This is a genomic window from Maribacter sp. HS, assembly GCF_048059195.1.
In the GTDB taxonomy this organism is placed as follows: domain Bacteria; phylum Bacteroidota; class Bacteroidia; order Flavobacteriales; family Flavobacteriaceae; genus Maribacter; species Maribacter dokdonensis.
Map to the genome: position 1 here is coordinate 317,735 of NZ_JAYLVV010000004.1, position 16,454 is coordinate 334,188.

Below are 16,454 nucleotides of genomic sequence, written 5' to 3' on the forward strand. Positions count from 1 at the left end.
ATTAAATAAATAAAAATGAAAACAAAGAAAAGAAGTATAGTTTCAGTAGCATTGCTTGCTACTATAATGTTAACGGTGTCATGTAAAGACGCAGATAAAAAGTCAACACCTTCGGCTAAAGAAAATGTAGAAAAGCAAGAGGATATGGGAAAATCAGAGACTATGGGCAGTGAACAAAGTGCAAGCTCAGAAATTATTCTTGAAGATTACTTCAACTTAAAGAATGCTTTGGTCCAAGATGATAATAATAAAGCCCAAAAGCTAGGCGGTGCACTTGCGAAATCATTGGGTAACCTTAATAGATCGGCATATACAGAAAGTCAACAGGTAACCTTAACGGATATTATTGAAGATGCAATAGAACATTCGGAGCATATTTCGGAAAGTGATATAGCCCATCAACGCGAACACTTTAAAATACTGAGTAAGGATATAACCGATATGATCGCTATTACAGGTAGTGAAAATACATTGTATGAGCAGTTTTGTCCAATGTATGATGGCGGTACAGCTTGGTTAAGCAAAAATGAGACTGTACTTAACCCATATTATGGTAGCTCAATGTTAAAATGTGGTAAAGTACAGAGAGAAATCAACTAAGTGAAAAAGATAAAATTCATAGCCTACATAGGTCTCGTTGTATTAGGGATTATTCAATTTTTTCCTACGGATAAGAATGAAAGCAACTTGATTCTTGATACTGATTTTATGAAAGTGAACAAAGTGCCGTTAGAGGTTGAGAAACAGATTAAGGTGTCTTGTTATGATTGCCATAGTAATAACACAGTATATCCTTGGTATAGTAAACTGCAACCAGCGGCATGGTTCTTAGAAGATCATATCAATGAAGGTAAAGTAGAGTTGAATTTTAGTGAATGGGGAGCATATTCTAATCGAAGAAAGGTTAGTAAGCTGCAATCTATCATAAAACAAATTAAAAATTCAGAAATGCCACTTTATAGCTATACACTAATGCATAGAGATGCAATTTTTTCTGAACAAGAGAAATTAATGGTAATTGATTTTATGAGTAGGTTAAAAGATAGTAAAGAATAAAGTCCTGGTACAGGAAGTGTATTTCTTATGTTAATGGTTAGTGTTTAATCACTTCCGTATCAGGCATTTTTTAAGGTTTAATAGCAATTATTTTTCGGTTCAGGTTAAGCTGTTCCCTATTAATTGTTGAATTTATGGTAGTCCAAGTAAGGCGTTATAGAATCGGTTTTCTATGCTACACCTTATGATTAAGAAATTAAACTAAAGTGCATTATGAAACACGTTTATCACATACACGGAATGACATGTAACGGATGCCGAAGTCATGTTGAGCAGACACTTTCAAAAGTTGATGGTGTTACCAATGCATCTGTAGATTTAGAAAAAGCGGAGGCAACTATTGAAATGCAATCGCATATTCCAATAGAGACTTTTCAGAACGTGCTGAAGAAAGAAGGCGGTACATATTCTATTCATGGTTCTAGTGAAGACTTTAATAAGGATGTATCTAAGAAAGATAACCATGTAAAGAAATCAAAGAAGGGCAACGGCACCTTTTATTGTCCCATGCATTGTGAAGGTGATAAAACATATGATAAGCCGGGTGATTGCCCGGTTTGTGGTATGGACTTGGTTGAAGAACAGAACCTCTCTTCTACATCATCAGAACAGTGGACTTGTCCTATGCACCCAGAAATAGTTAAAGATGAAGCGGGCTCATGTCCTATATGTGGTATGGATTTGGTTCCTATGGAGGCTGATAGTTCTGCAGAAGAGAAAACCTATAAGAAATTGCTCAAAAAATTCTGGATCGCATTAGCATTTACCTTGCCCATATTCATTATTGCTATGAGCGAAATGATTCCGGATAACCCGTTATATAAGGTTATGCCCCAGAAACAATGGAACTGGATTCAGTTTGTCTTATCAATTCCGGTGGTGTTCTATGCTACGCGCATGTTTTTTGAAAGAGCGTATAGAAGTATAAGGACATGGAATCTTAATATGTTTACCTTAATTGGTATCGGTGCCGGTGTCGCATGGCTTTTTAGTGTCTTTGGTATGTTGTTTCCAGATTTTTTTCCAGCACAATTTAAAACGGAATCCGGTGCAGTGCATGTGTACTTTGAAGCCGCAACGGTAATATTGACGTTGGTATTAATGGGTCAGGTATTAGAGGCCAGGGCACATAGCAAAACAAATTCTGCGGTAAAGGAACTATTGAAACTTGCCCCAAATAAAGCCATAAAAGTTGTGGATGGCAAAGAGGAAGAAGTAGCTATAGATACCATTGAAAAAGGAGATGTTTTACTAGTTAAGCCAGGTGATAAAATTCCTGTAGATGGTAAGATTACTGAAGGAGACACTACTGTGGACGAGTCCATGATCTCTGGTGAACCCATACCGGTAAATAAAACCGTTGGTGATCATGTTAATAGTGGAACCATAAACGGAAACCAATCTTTCTTAATGCAGGCGGAAAAGGTAGGCAGTGATACCCTTTTATCTCAAATTATCCATATGGTGAACGATGCTAGCCGTAGTCGTGCACCTATACAAAAGTTGGCCGATACCGTTTCTGGGTATTTTGTGCCGGTGGTTGTCCTTGTTTCCCTAATAACATTTGTAGTATGGGCGATCTGGGGTCCTGATCCTGCGTATGTTTATGCCTTGGTCAATGCAATAGCAGTTTTAATAATTGCTTGTCCCTGTGCTTTAGGGTTGGCCACGCCCATGTCAGTAATGGTCGGTGTTGGTAAAGGAGCTCAAAACGGGGTACTCATTAAAAATGCTGAAGCACTTGAGAAAATGGATAAGGTAAATACCCTTATTGTTGATAAAACAGGTACCATTACAGAAGGAAAACCAACTGTTGATAAAATAGGGGTTTTCTCTAAAGATTATACTGAGAATGAGATTTTACATCTAATTGCATCTCTGAACAACTCCAGCGAGCATCCACTGGCCCAAGCCACGGTAAAGTATGGAAAAGAGAAACAGGTAGAGATATCTAAAACAGAACAGTTCAATTCCGTAACAGGTAAAGGGGTAGAGGGTAGTGTAGACGGTAAGTCTCTCTATTTAGGCAATGCCAAAATGATGGAATATGCAAATGCACCGGTATCGTCACAAATGCAATCAGAAGTTCAAGGCCATCAAAAGCAAGGTAAAACAGTCTCATATTTAGCAGTAAATGAAGAAGTAGCAGGGTATGTTGTTATTGGTGATAAAATTAAACCCTCTAGTGCAAAGGCCATTAAAGAACTACAGGATAAAGGCATAGAGGTGATAATGTTAACCGGTGATAACCACAATACGGCACAAGCTGTTGCCGGAGAATTGAACCTTACCGATTTTAAAGCTGAAATGTTACCCGAGAATAAGCTCAATGAAGTTGAAAAATTGCAAGAGCAGGGTAGGGTTGTGGCTATGGCCGGTGATGGTATTAATGATGCCCCTGCCTTGGCTAAAAGTGATGTGGGTATTGCCATGGGTACAGGAACGGATGTTGCTATTGAAAGTGCCATGATCACATTGGTAAAAGGAGATTTACATGGTATTGTAAAAGCTAGAAACCTTAGTCATAAAGTTATGCAGAACATAAAACAGAATCTCTTTTTTGCTCTGATCTATAATACACTTGGTGTGCCTATAGCTGCGGGAGTGTTATTCCCATTTTTTGGCATACTGTTGTCGCCTATGATCGCGGCTTTGGCAATGAGTTTTAGTTCTGTATCGGTAATTGCAAATTCATTAAGGTTAAGAGGTTCGGATTTAGATTGATATATAAAATGGTAAAGCGTAAAACGGCATTAAGAATAAGAAAAGCACATAGGTATTTGGGTATCTTTTTAGGTATTCAGTTTTTGATGTGGACTATTAGTGGAATGTATTTTAGTTGGACGGATATAGATGAAATACACGGGGATCATTATAAGAAAGTAGTTCCTGAACAGGCATCTTTTTCAAATTTGATAGGAAGCTCCCAAATAGATATTCAAGAACCTATCAAAACTTTAGAGTTACTTGAAATTGCTGGGCAACCGTATTATTGGATCAACAATACAAAGCTCTTTAACGCACGTACAGGGGCAATAAAAGAAGGGCTCACAGAACAAGAGGCATTAAATGTTGCTGACCGCTTTATGCTTTCTGACTTAGAACTTGGGCAAATACAGAGAATTGATGCTGTGGGCAAGCATCATGAATATCGCGGAAGACCTCTACCTGCTTATGAAATTTCTTATAAGACAGATAAAAACTTAAAGGCTTATGTAGCTGTCAACAATGGCAGGTTTCAAACAGTTAGATATAGAGATTGGCGCTGGTTTGATTTTCTTTGGATGACCCACACTATGGATTATCAAGGCAGGGACAATTTCAACAATATAATACTTAGAGCCTTTTCCCTTTTAGGATTGATTACCGTTGGTAGCGGATTTTTACTGTGGTATACAAGTTCGCCTACTATTAGGAAAATTAAAAAGAAGTTGAATTAAAACTAAAAAATCATGAAAACAGAAGAACATAAAAATCATAAAATGGATACCAATAACTATACAAAATTTGCACTGATGCTAGGGGCATCGTTTGTGGCCATGTACATCACCATGTACTTAAATACCTATGCTATAGACCATGTTTATTTTAGTCTCACAAGGTTCTATATGAGTTGTTTGGGTATTTCTACCATGGCATTGATCATGTTTTTTGCCATGCGTAGTATGTATAAGAACAGAAAGAAGAATATGGTTATAATCTTTGGCAGTATAGCTTTGTTTTTAGCTGCTTTGGGCTTGGTTAGGGTACAAGCGCCCATTGTAGGCGATGTGTTGTGGATGAAGGCAATGATACCACATCATTCTATTGCAATTTTAACCAGTGAACGTGCAGATATTCAGGATCCAGAGGTCAAAAAGTTGGCCAATGATATTATCAAAGCACAAAAAAAGGAAATTGAAGAAATGAAGGCGATGATCAAGCGCCTTGAAAACGAAAAATAAGTATGAAGAAAAATGTTCTTTACCTAGTTGCCGCCGTGTTCGTAGGGTTGCTTTGTGGCTATTTTATATTTGGCACTAATTCTACTGCCCCGGGTGAAAAAGTGCACAATGATCATGACCATGAAGAGGTTGGGTCCAGTGAAATGTGGACCTGTTCTATGCATCCACAGATCATGCAGCCAGAACCAGGCGATTGCCCCATATGTGGTATGGATTTAATACCTGCGGAGACAGGTGCGGACGGACTCTCGGCCAACGAAATTAAAATGACCGAAAATGCCATTGCCTTGGCAAATATTCAAACAACAATAGTAGGATCGGTTGCTGGTGCATCTGGGGATAACAGTATTTTACTTTCCGGTAAAATTGTACCTAATGATGAGAATAATGCGGTACAGGCCAGTTATTTTGATGGTCGTTTAGAACGTTTACATGTGAATTATGAGGGGCAAAAGATACAGAAAGGCCAGCTATTGGCAACCATTTACTCCCCTAATTTGGTCGCGGCACAACAAGAGCTTTTGACCACGGCAACCCTAAAAGAATCTCAACCGGCTTTATATGAAGCAGTGAGGAACAAATTGAAATTGTGGAAATTATCCGATGCTCAAATTGCCGCAATTGAAACTACAGGTAAGGTTAAGGACAATTTTCCGATCTATGCTACGGTAACCGGTACCGTTACAGAGGTTACGGCTAGGGAAGGGGACTACGTAAAACAAGGTCAGCCTATATTAAAAGTGAGTAACCTTACTACGGTTTGGGCAGAATTCGATGCTTATGAAAATCAAATATCAAGTTTAAAAGTTGGGCAGAAAATAAAAGTAGTATCAAATGCTTATGCTGCAAAAGAATTTGAGGCAACGGTATCTTTTGTAGACCCAATTTTAAGCAATGCTACCCGTACGGTCATTGTTAGGGCCATTCTTAAAAATACAAATGATTTATTTAAACCGGGTATGTTCGTTACCGGTAAAATCTCTGGTGACAACAACCATAATGAGGATATTATAACCGTACCTGCAAGTGCTGTAATGTGGACGGGGGAGCGGTCTTTGGTATACGTAAAAACAAGTGTGGATCAACCCATTTTTAAAATGCGGGAAGTAAAAATCAACGGAAGAAACGGTGAAAACATAAGTATTGCTAGCGGCTTACAGCATGGAGAGGAAATTGTTTCCAATGGTACGTTTACCATTGATGCTGCTGCACAGTTACAGGGTAAGAAATCTATGATGAACAAAATGGGAGGTAGGGTAACGACCGGACATGAACATCATACTGGGATGGAAGCTACTAGTAATAAAGCTGAAACATCATCTCATATGGAGATGGAATTTTCAAAGTCTTTTCAAGATGATTTTTCTAAGGCCTTGCATACCTATTTGGAAATGAAAGATGCATTTGTTTCTGGTGAACCCCAGCAAATTACTTCTTTGGCCAAAAAAGCTGCAGCTGCTTTTGAATCATTACCAAAAAAGGATTTGGGTACACTTGAAAAAGAACATTTGGAAAAAAGTATAGCCATGTTCTCGGCAATTGGTAATAGTGGCCATCTAGAACAACAAAGGGAACATTTAGTAGTCTTAAATGAACATATGGTAGCTATGGCCATGAATTTGAAATCACCTTCAGAAAATTTATACGTACAACGTTGCCCTATGGCCAATAGTAACCAAGGTGCGGTATGGCTAAGTCTTGATGAAGAAATTAGGAACCCATATTTTGATAGTGGTATGTTAACCTGTGGTAGCGTAGTACAGGTGATTCAATAGATTTTAGAACTTAAAATTGTAATGAAAAAGCAAATTAAAGAATTTACAGGTGCAATTTTAGTGCAGTTGCAACCTAAAAAAGCTGAATCTCTCATAAAAAAGGGAATCAGTTTTAATGTGGGTAATGAACTGAATTTAAATGAGCGGCTAATGCGTGCAGCCCTTTTAAAACAAGCTGAGAAAAATAAAGATTTCAATCTACTGGCCAACTATCATAAAAACTTTTGGGAGCAAACCGGCAGAAAATATTTTTCTGAGAAAGAGAGTGTATTAAACAATTTCTTTTTGCCACATTGCTTACCTGTATTTGAAATGCTTAAAAAGCTTCTTAAAGCCAGTCCAGAAAAATACCATACCATGATAGAAATAGGTACGGGTAACGGTGAGGTTCTAGAGTATTTGAGTAGACAGTTTCCGCAAATAGAAAAATTCATTGGTATAGATTTAAGTGCTGATCAAATTGAATTTAACACAAAAAAATACCAGCAATATCCAAATATTGACTTCGTAGCTGCAGATGGTGCTGAATGGATCAGGGAAAACGGAACGGATAATATAATTATTATTACTTCAGGTGGTGTATTAGAGTATTTTACACAACAACAATTAAAGCATTTGTTTAACTATTTAAACCTTTTGAAAAACACTATCTTCATTGCCATAGAACCCATTGGGGTAGATGTTGATTTCACTAAAAACCCAAATTCGCAACCTTATGGAATAGAGCGGTCATTTTCCCATAACTACACACAGCTTTTTGAAGATACAGGATTTAGCTTATGGTACCAATCCGTGATAGAAGGGGTGCAAAAAGAAGCCGATTTTGGAGTGTTCGGCGCCATAAACCTTTAGGGAGTTTCTATACATTTTAGATTACATTTGATCCGAATAACCAAACCACAACTAAGAGAATACCGATGACCACAAAAATGATCAACTTTTTAAAAAAGTATGAAATCTGGGTATTTTTAACCCTGGCGCCATTGTTGAATTTTGTCATCACCTATGCAAAAAGTAAGGGGATTATAGAATTTTTTCCATATACCAATGGTAGGTTTTATGCACTGTTTTTCTTGTTAGTATTTATAGTGAAAATTACCAAAGGGAATGAAGGTATCAAGAATTTGTTCAGACCTATGGCAGTGTGGAAGATACACCCTAAATGGTATTTGTTTAGTTTGCTCTTTGCATTTACCATAGGTCTCATCACCTTATCGATCAAAGCCATATACCATAATGATATATCTTTTCTACAGTTCCAATTGTATATACCCACTTTAAAATTTACGTTGTTCTTGTTGTCATGGGCATTTTTGGGTGAGGTGGTCTGGATCGGGTATGCCGTGCGTGTACTGTCAAAGAAAATAAATCCGTTTTTGGCAACTCAGATTATTGGTTTTGTATGGTCTTTATGGTGGTTGCCGTCTGTTTATATCAATGTGGGGGTTATAGAAGATTTACCGGTGTGGCCCTTATTCTTGAATATGATGGGCGCAGCAGGTATGTGTGCCATAGTGTATTCAAAAACTAAAAGTGGTATTTGTGTTTTGGTGATACAATCTATGTTGAACATGTCTTTGGTATTATTACCAATTTCTCCAGATGCCGGTGATTATACGTATACCATATTTGCCGTATTATATTTTCTGATCATGTTGGTGTTTATGTATTTCATGCCGCTTCATATTCACTCAGAACCTAAAAAGGTTTCTTAAGTTGAAATTTGTTAATGTGAACTTTTAATTATCCTATGGATGGTTTTAAAGCTGATGAGACGATGTTGGTGGACTTGTAAGTTGGGTTTTGGAATATCTTTATTAGGGAAGAAATATGTAACTAATAGTAAGGTTGTTAAATATTCTATTTTACATACACGAGCTTTTAGATTATCCTGTGGATGATTTAAAAGTCGGTGAGACGATGCAGGTGGACTTATAAGTTAGTTTTTAAATTTTTATAATAGGGATGAATTATGTAACTAATAGTGGGTTATTAAATATTCTATTTTACATACACGAGCTTTTGAATTATCCTGTGGATGATTTAAAAGTCGGTGAGATGATGTTGGTGGACTTATGAAGTGAGAATTTTAATGGCTGATATTAATAAAGAAATAGTGGGTTATAGAAATTCTATTTTACATAATATAAATTATAGTACAAATATCTCATTTTAGTATTATATAGCGTTTTCGCTATTTGATAGCTAAAATGTAATATTATGTAAAATATCCCAGGAAGTCCTGTACACACAATAAACTGTAGTACTTGGGTCATTAAACATTAGGCTCTTGGGTTTAGTACTAAATAAGAAACATTCTGCTGTTTGTAGCTATAATTAGCCGTTATGTAAAATTGCCGCACGCCAATGCGCTCGATTGCTTTTTTAAAATAATTATGCTATCGCAGTAATTTTTTAAAACACAATTTCCAACCGCATTGCCAGCGCCAAAAAAAGCTAACCTTTTAGATTTGTTTAAAATTCGCGTATTCGATAATAATCCTGCAATATTTTTTTCTACGACATTCTCGTAAAGGTTTCCGCAAGAGTATAAAATTACTCTGCGAGATAATTTCTATACACTTGCTATAATTATGCAATTATTCAACCTTTTTTGATTTTAGTTGTTTAAGAATATTTAAAACTGAAATTTAAAATCGTGACTATTATTAGTTTTTTATTATCTTTTTTTCTTGATAAAAAAAGAAACAAAAAAAATCAAGGCTGCACAAAACTTTGGAAACAATCACGGCTCAATCGCTATATTTTAGAAAACATTAGAACTGATTAAGATTGCTTTGAGCTAGCCTTAAACCTTGTTATTGTTAAGAATATATATTGCTAGACCTCTAAAATATGCACGCTCATTCGCCTATTGTTTTGACCAAAGTTTTCTGAGGCCGTTTTGCCAACGCTCGATCTGGGTAAAAACGCATTACTTCTATTTTACATAATATTATAAAACTAAGATTTTAGTTTATCAATCATATTTTCTAGCGAGTATTTTGCTAATTCTGGAATTGTACTACTAGATACTTTAATCTCCCAATTAGATAAACTAGGCATTAAACTTACTTCATTATTTATAAATATATTGCTGTTTGATTGTGATAAATCTTCTGATGGAATTAAATAAACAATCTTTGGTTCTTTATCTACTATTAATACTAGAGCAACAAACAGTTTATTTCTTAATTCTCCTAAATCTTGTTTAGATAATTTAATACTGCGTTGTACGGTGTCTAAATCAATAGATTGTAGGTGTATTTGATTATCTCCAATTAAAAAATTAACTCCTTCCCTCCCATTAGGATTACTTTTAAAGTTTAAGTTAAACTCTTTAAAATTTGAAGAAACAAAATCGTGTAAAAAATCAGTCATTTTTCTTTGGCGGAGGTGGTGGTGGATTTCTCATTGTTGGAACACTTCCTTTAACAATACCTGAAGGTTGTTGATTAGTGTTAGAAGGTTTCGGGGGTTGCGGTCTTTCGTTTTGCTTTGCCATTACTATTATTTTAAAAATTATTAAAGTATTCTCGTGTTCTAATATCTGCTTTGTTTTTAAGTTTTTTCCAATGTTTTATATTAAGCTTATCATCTAGCTTTTCAATGGAGACAAAATCTGTATTTTTCAATGTAAAAAAAACATCTTTGATTTTCTTTTCCTTCATTGTATCATTCTCACAGTCATACCAGAGTTCTTCTAGTTTAGTTAAATACCTTAAATACATACTTCTCAAAACAGATATTTCCTCTAATTCAGCTTCTGAACGTACAATTTGATTTTCTATTAAAGCAATTAATTGAATAACAGCTATAACTATACAAGCTATCCAAGCCAATGGTTCCCAAAATGCCCAACCAAATACACCTGAACCTGAAAATACTAACGTTGCAATTTTTATATAACGCTTTAAATCTTTTTGAAAATCCAGATATAATGAAAGATACACCTCTCCATATTTAATCTGTATCATTTCATACCAAATCTTATTTCTCATTTAGTATATGTTATAAATACTCTTTTACTGATTTCATAGTATCATCTAACAAAGATGAAACTCCACCATTCAAAACCTCATTATAGCTAATCGATTTCATACTTAAGATATCAACAATAATACAAGAAGCTGGATTAATCATATAGTTTTTTGACAAGTATGATGAAAGATATCTAAATAAAGTTTCCGAATAAATACCCAAATCACTTGGCTTAAAACCATCTTGCCATATAACAAACCAAATTGCACCGACGCTTTGGTTATTTTTTGTACCATATGAAAATATATGGTTAGGTAGAATTTGAACAGGTAAACCGTTCATCTCTAATATCGAATGCGGCTTTGGTAGAAATTTCAAATCAGCAGATGGTCTCCATAAAGTAAAATCGAAATCTTTATACTTATCCAGTATATCAATGTTTCGTTTATACATTGTTTTGGTTTGTGCTCTTTGATTTAGGTCATAAAAATTTGTAACTTCTTCAATTTTATCAGTAATGTATGAATTGTCGTTTTCTTTAAAAGCACTGCTAATAGCACTAACACTTCTGACCCAATAGTTTCCACCACCACCACCATCTGAAGTTGATTTTTTGCCAACTTTTAGTTTGTTAGCAAAAGTCACTTTTCTAGTTTTAGATAACCTTCTAAACTCAATAAGTTTTTTTACGGGTAGTTTATCAAGAGCCATAATATTATTTTTAATCTATTTCTTCCTTTTTTTAGTCGGACCAACCTTAATTGTTTCGATAACTGTCGTTTTTGGTCTTCTATTTGCTTCTTTGATAGTGATAAACTGTCCAGTTCCTGCATCTCTACCTCTTTTACTTTGTCTTGCCATAATTTTTATTTTAAAGTGATATTATTTTTTCAACTATACCTTGTATTCTAAAATCATTTGCTAATATCATAGGTTGGTGTTTCGGATTTGTGGAATGAGGTTTTAAGACAATAGTATCACCGTTGTTTATAAACTCTTTAACGGTAGCATCATCATCTACTAATGCTAAAACTAAATCTTTATTTTCAGCGACTTGTTGTTGTTTTATCAATAGCAAATCACCACTATTAATTCCCTTTTTGTTCATCGAATCACCAAAAGCTCTTAAGAAAAAATAATTAGCAGATTTTCGGATTAATTTTGTAGATATAGATATTTGTGCTTCAATATTTTCTTCAGCAAAAATTGGTAATCCACAAGAAACAGAACCTACTAAAGGTATTTCTACAGTATCACCAGTATTTGATTCTTTTGAAACTAATTGATTAGAATCTAATAGCTCCCGTGCTTCAACTTGTAACAAATTTGCTATTTCATAAAGAATTTCAAGACTTGGTTGTCTTCGATTTTGAACATAAGAATTAACCATATTATAACTCTTATTTAGCCTCTCAGCTAGCCAAGTCTGCTTCACTCCTTTCAGTTCTAATATTTCTTTAATGCGATTCATTTATAAACAATTGATTTTCAATTACAAATATAAATTTAACATTTTAATTATCTCATATTATGATATAATAATTGTTAACAATATAATCCACTTATAAACAATAATTATTTTTGGTAATTCGTTTTTGTATATTTAATTTTCAAAATTATAATAATATGGAAGCAATAAAAACACTTAACTTTTTAGAAAAAAAAGTTAATGCTGGAGAAATAAAAAAGGTAAACGAGCGGCACAGTTTTAATATAGGTGTAACAGATGGTAGCCAAAGCTATAATTGTACAGTTTTAATAGATTTATATACAGATTTAGAAGATAATCATCTCTATCGTATAGAACAGCATATTGATAAAAAAAGAGATTATCATACTATCGATATAAATGAATTTACAAATGGTTTTTTCTAAAACATAAACATTAGTAAAATATTCCCATAATTTTAAAAAATAAAAAAATTGTTGAAACTCGGAATTAATTTTGAAGCCTGTTTCCCAAATGAAGAGCGTGGTACATTAGAAGAATACTTATCTGGAATTGATAAATTCGACCTGCTTAAAATGGGTTCTTTCTTTTTAGGTTTCAACACAGAGAAATCGAGATACTCAGATATTGTTCATTTTTTGAATATGTATTTCAGTCCTGAAAATTCTGACTTTGCACAAACCATATATACTAATATTTTACAGTACGTAGAAAATGCCCCATATCCTATAGAATTTTATGAGGTGCCATATCCTGTCTCTAGTTTAAAGCTTTTTGAGTTTATTTTTGACCACATACCTGATGACCAAACAACAACAAAAACAAACGAAGAAATTGAGCAAGATACCTTTAAAGCTTATGTTTTATTGAATCAAATTACAATTACCGAGAGGGACATAATTAGCAAGCAAATAAGAGAGGAAAATAATTTATCATTTACTGCAGCACAAGCTCTTCTACAAATTAGCTTTCACAATAATGATATTATCAATTTTAGAGTTGAAAAACTTTATGAATGTCAATTTAAAAGAGCTTTATTTTATTTTGAATTTTTATCGCAACGTGAAGACTGTCAACCCTTATTAGATACATTTTATGCACATTATGAGGTTACAGGCTATAAAGACTATTTGAGACGTTTATTTGGAATAGTCTACTCGGTATTAATGATGAATAAAGAATCTCATGTGGAAATTCATCTTGAAGAACAAGAGAGTAAAGCTTTTATAGATAAACATATAGCAAAAGAAGATGAGCTTATAACCGAGGTAGATTTTCTCAAAGTAAGAAGTAATCCTTTATATAAATTTGAAGAAGATAAATACAGAATCATTTCACCTTTATTTACTATCGAAATGATTTATAATGGTCTCTTTTTTAGACTGAAAGCTATTAATAATCAATTGCAAAATGGAGATAAAGTGCCTGGTTTTTACAACCTAAAAACATATCAATTTAGTGAACAATATGTATTGTCAAGGTTATTAAAAGAAATTTACGGAAATAGATACATTCAAAAATCAGGTTCAGAATTAGATGGAATCATGGATGGTGCACCAGATTACTATATGCGAAATGGTAAATATGTTCATGTTTATGAATCAAAAGACATCTTAATAAGCAAGGAAAGCAAACAATCTTTTGATTACAGAGATTTAGAAAATGAATTAAAGATTAAGCTTTTCGAAAATGAAAAAGGTAGTGCAAAAGCTGTTAGACAGATAGTAGAAACTATTAGAAAAATATTGAACGGCGAAGCTGTTTACGACCCAAACATACCTTTGGTAAAAGTTCAAATATTTCCAGTATTAATTTTACATTACAGAATGTTTAATGCTGCTGGATTAAATAGTGTAATAAACACATGGTTTGTTGAAGAATTGGCACGATTAGAAGAATTAGGAATGGATATTTCAAGAGTCCACGACCTTGTAATTATTGATGTTGAAACTTTAATGTTTAATAAGGATGCTCTTGTAAAAAAGAAAACAACAATGCAAAAAGCATTGCTTGAATATGAAAAAGATTATTTAAGATTTAATCTTGCAAATGCCAGACCAAGACCTAGAAGTCAAGAGGAAGCAAATAAGTTATTTGAAAATTCATTGTTACCCTTTTCTTTTTATCTAGATAATAAAATAGAAAAATTAGGTTATAAAAGGTCTGGAAAAGATTTATTGGAAAAGGCTAGTATTTTATTTGAGGAAGAAGAATAGTTAGTCATTTATCCCATTCCATACACATTCCCACTTCGCTCCTATCGTCGCTTCGGGCAAAGAGTATTCCATTACATTTTTTAAAGAAACTTTTGGAAAGAAAAAAATAAAAGAAAATTTGAGCTAAGAACTTCGCTTTTACCAAAGCAAAGTTACATAACGCAGAACATTATAGTACAAATATAGTAGTTTAGTAGATAGCGCATTTCCGCGCTATTTTACATAGTTACGTTATAAGGCACGCAAAAGTAATTATGTAATAACCAAACTACGGTAAGTTCAACTATATTCTAATTGAGGCAGCCGCTTCATTTCGCCGCAAAATAATATCAGCCACTGGCTAATTTTATTTGTCACGGGTTATGTAAAATAGCCGCTGCCTATGAGCTCATTGCTTTTTAAAATCAAATTGCTCTGAAAATTTATTTTAAACACAATCTCCAGCCGCATAGCCAACGCCATTTAAAAGCTAGCCTTTTTGCACTTATTAAAAATCACGTATTCCAAAAGTGGATTGCCACAAAAGCATAAAATTTTTGACGAAAATTTTTTGAGGCTAAGTTTATATTCAAGACTCTATTTTACATATTAATTAACAACAACTTTTGTTTTTCTGAATTGGCGGACAAGCAACTAATCCATACGAACAATAAACGCAACAATCACCTTCTTTAGGTTTTAATATTTCTTTACAATTTTCACATTCATAAAAGAACTGACAATTATTTGTTGGCATTTCTTCTTCTTTCTTATGCCCACATTTTGGACACGTAATTGTTGATTTTAATTGTATTTCCTCCATCATTCTATAATCTTATAACCGGTTTTTCCTATGGCATCTTTAATTTCTTTAGTAGTCACTTTTGTTTTGTCGTATTTGACAATTGTATTCGCTTTTTCGTGATTTGCTTTAACTTCAATTATTCCATTGAGTTTATTTACTTCACTTTCAATATGTACTTCACATCCGGTACAAGTCATTCCTTTAATCTTGTATTCAACTTTACTCACATTAGTTTCTGATACGTAAACTACTTCCTTATTTGTATTTGGATAAAATATTTGAGTGTAATATGGAAATGCAAGCATTAATCCTGCAAACAACGTAACTAAAAGCAGAAATTTTTTTGAGTTAATGAATTTTGGCTTTTCGTTTTCACATTCGCAATCAATTTTTTGTTTTTTTACCTTCAAGGTTTGATACCAAGCTATTGCTAATATTAAAAGTGTAAGCGCAATTAAGAAAGGTCTAAACGGTTCAATCCAAGAGAATGTTGATGCTATTCCACTTGCTCCTGCTAATAAAGCTAAAATTGGCGTAATACAGCATAATGAAGCTGCTATTGCAGTTATAATCGTTGTCCCAACTAACTTCTTTTCTGAAATCATAATTTATCTTCTAGAACTTTATTATTGTCTAATATTTTAAAAAACGGAACCAATAATGATATTTTTTCTTTCTTAATTGAATAGAATATAGTTTGTGCTTCCTTACAGGAGAAAATAATATTTCTGTCTTTTAATTTTCTTAAATGCTGTGAAATGGCAGAAACATTCATTTCTAAAATATCACTTAAATCACAAACACAAAGTCGTTCCTCTTGATTCAGCAAATACAATATCTTTAAACGAACAGGGTTGCCAGTTAAACTTAAAATGTTAGAAAGTTCATCAAAAGAATTTTCCATTTTTTGAACAACTTGCCTACAGTTCATTATTTGTTTAGCGTCGGCTTCTAATCTAATGCAAATGGCTTTTTCCATAGTTCAAATTTAATATTATTAACGTATTTAAGCAAATACTTAAATACGTATTTAAATATTACTTCCATAGTCAGTCCATACACACACTTACATATACTCATAAATACATTACACCGCCCTCCTACCGTCAGGTATTAATAAGTGTTTACTTACAAAATATTTATTGTTTTTTAAAGAAGTTCATGAACCTTGTACCCCGGTTTTATTACATTTTATAAGAGTCTATTAGAAAAAATTTATAGAAGAATAATATCTAATACTTCTTTACC

19 protein-coding genes are annotated in these 16,454 nt (G+C 33.6%); 10 read left to right on the forward strand and 9 right to left on the reverse strand.

Features of this window, described 5'->3' with window-relative positions; translation table 11 throughout:
* Nucleotides 1-15 precede the first annotated feature (15 nt).
* From VBZ51_RS10860 to VBZ51_RS10895, 8 genes are all read left to right on the forward strand, one after another.
* Nucleotides 16-600 carry a DUF3347 domain-containing protein gene (locus VBZ51_RS10860; RefSeq protein WP_416576926.1) on the forward strand — a complete coding sequence of 195 codons (585 nt, stop codon included), beginning with the start codon at nt 16-18 and terminating at the stop codon, nt 598-600.
* A complete protein-coding gene (locus tag VBZ51_RS10865; RefSeq protein WP_416576927.1) occupies nt 601-1,056 on the forward strand; it encodes a heme-binding domain-containing protein in 456 nt (151 codons plus the stop codon).
* A 213-nt stretch (nt 1,057-1,269) separates the two neighbouring features.
* A complete protein-coding gene (locus VBZ51_RS10870; RefSeq protein ID WP_416576928.1) occupies nt 1,270-3,780 on the forward strand; it encodes a heavy metal translocating P-type ATPase in 2,511 nt (836 codons plus the stop codon).
* A gap of 8 nt (nt 3,781-3,788) precedes the next feature.
* Nucleotides 3,789-4,496 (forward strand): PepSY domain-containing protein, encoded by a 708-nt coding sequence (locus tag VBZ51_RS10875; RefSeq protein ID WP_416576929.1) that lies wholly within the window; start codon nt 3,789-3,791, stop codon nt 4,494-4,496.
* A gap of 12 nt (nt 4,497-4,508) precedes the next feature.
* Complete coding sequence (locus VBZ51_RS10880; RefSeq protein ID WP_416576930.1) at nt 4,509-5,000, forward strand: DUF305 domain-containing protein; 492 nt, start codon at nt 4,509-4,511, stop codon at nt 4,998-5,000.
* 2 nt (nt 5,001-5,002) lie between these two features.
* Nucleotides 5,003-6,775 carry an efflux RND transporter periplasmic adaptor subunit gene (locus VBZ51_RS10885; RefSeq protein ID WP_416576931.1) on the forward strand — a complete coding sequence of 591 codons (1,773 nt, stop codon included), beginning with the start codon at nt 5,003-5,005 and terminating at the stop codon, nt 6,773-6,775.
* Between the two features lie 21 nt (nt 6,776-6,796).
* A complete protein-coding gene (locus VBZ51_RS10890; RefSeq protein WP_416576932.1) occupies nt 6,797-7,627 on the forward strand; it encodes a class I SAM-dependent methyltransferase in 831 nt (276 codons plus the stop codon).
* A gap of 65 nt (nt 7,628-7,692) precedes the next feature.
* A complete protein-coding gene (locus VBZ51_RS10895) occupies nt 7,693-8,490 on the forward strand; it encodes a type II CAAX prenyl endopeptidase Rce1 family protein (RefSeq protein ID WP_091603969.1) in 798 nt (265 codons plus the stop codon).
* Nucleotides 8,491-9,739: 1,249 nt separating this feature from the next.
* On the opposite strand, the gene VBZ51_RS10900 is transcribed toward VBZ51_RS10895, so the two are convergent.
* The 6 genes from VBZ51_RS10900 to VBZ51_RS10925 are packed head-to-tail and all read right to left on the reverse strand — an operon-like array spanning nt 9,740 to nt 12,227.
* Nucleotides 9,740-10,156, reverse strand: a complete 417-nt coding sequence (locus VBZ51_RS10900; RefSeq protein WP_416576933.1) for a hypothetical protein — start codon at nt 10,154-10,156, stop codon at nt 9,740-9,742.
* Complete coding sequence (locus VBZ51_RS10905; protein WP_416576934.1) at nt 10,149-10,280, reverse strand: hypothetical protein; 132 nt, start codon at nt 10,278-10,280, stop codon at nt 10,149-10,151. The genes VBZ51_RS10900 and VBZ51_RS10905 overlap by 8 nt, the downstream gene beginning before the upstream one ends.
* 10 nt (nt 10,281-10,290) lie before the next feature.
* On the reverse strand, nt 10,291-10,776 hold the full coding sequence (locus tag VBZ51_RS10910; protein WP_416576935.1) for a hypothetical protein: 486 nt from the start codon (nt 10,774-10,776) through the stop codon (nt 10,291-10,293).
* 10 nt (nt 10,777-10,786) lie between these two features.
* Nucleotides 10,787-11,467, reverse strand: a complete 681-nt coding sequence (locus tag VBZ51_RS10915; protein ID WP_416576936.1) for a hypothetical protein — start codon at nt 11,465-11,467, stop codon at nt 10,787-10,789.
* Between the two features lie 15 nt (nt 11,468-11,482).
* On the reverse strand, nt 11,483-11,617 hold the full coding sequence (locus tag VBZ51_RS10920; RefSeq protein ID WP_416576937.1) for a hypothetical protein: 135 nt from the start codon (nt 11,615-11,617) through the stop codon (nt 11,483-11,485).
* A gap of 10 nt (nt 11,618-11,627) precedes the next feature.
* A complete protein-coding gene (locus VBZ51_RS10925) occupies nt 11,628-12,227 on the reverse strand; it encodes a LexA family protein (RefSeq protein WP_416576938.1) in 600 nt (199 codons plus the stop codon).
* A gap of 155 nt (nt 12,228-12,382) precedes the next feature.
* Here VBZ51_RS10925 and VBZ51_RS10930 point away from each other — a divergent pair, with 155 nt between their 5' ends.
* Together VBZ51_RS10930 and VBZ51_RS10935 are read left to right on the forward strand one after the other, a co-directional pair.
* Complete coding sequence (locus VBZ51_RS10930) at nt 12,383-12,631, forward strand: hypothetical protein (RefSeq protein WP_416576939.1); 249 nt, start codon at nt 12,383-12,385, stop codon at nt 12,629-12,631.
* Nucleotides 12,632-12,682: 51 nt separating this feature from the next.
* Nucleotides 12,683-14,422: a hypothetical protein gene (locus tag VBZ51_RS10935; protein ID WP_416576940.1), complete on the forward strand. Its 1,740-nt coding sequence runs from the start codon at nt 12,683-12,685 to the stop codon at nt 14,420-14,422.
* A 592-nt stretch (nt 14,423-15,014) separates the two neighbouring features.
* On the opposite strand, the gene VBZ51_RS10940 is transcribed toward VBZ51_RS10935, so the two are convergent.
* The 3 genes from VBZ51_RS10940 to VBZ51_RS10950 are packed head-to-tail and all read right to left on the reverse strand — an operon-like array spanning nt 15,015 to nt 16,185.
* The gene (locus VBZ51_RS10940) at nt 15,015-15,224 is read right to left on the reverse strand and encodes a GDCCVxC domain-containing (seleno)protein (RefSeq protein WP_348427672.1); all 210 of its coding nucleotides are present in this window, start codon (nt 15,222-15,224) and stop codon (nt 15,015-15,017) included.
* On the reverse strand, nt 15,224-15,811 hold the full coding sequence (merTP, locus tag VBZ51_RS10945; RefSeq protein ID WP_416576941.1) for a mercuric transport protein MerTP: 588 nt from the start codon (nt 15,809-15,811) through the stop codon (nt 15,224-15,226). Before merTP ends, VBZ51_RS10940 begins: the two co-directional genes overlap by 1 nt.
* Nucleotides 15,808-16,185, reverse strand: a complete 378-nt coding sequence (locus VBZ51_RS10950; protein WP_071342314.1) for an ArsR/SmtB family transcription factor — start codon at nt 16,183-16,185, stop codon at nt 15,808-15,810. Before VBZ51_RS10950 ends, merTP begins: the two co-directional genes overlap by 4 nt.
* Nucleotides 16,186-16,454 lie beyond the last annotated feature (269 nt).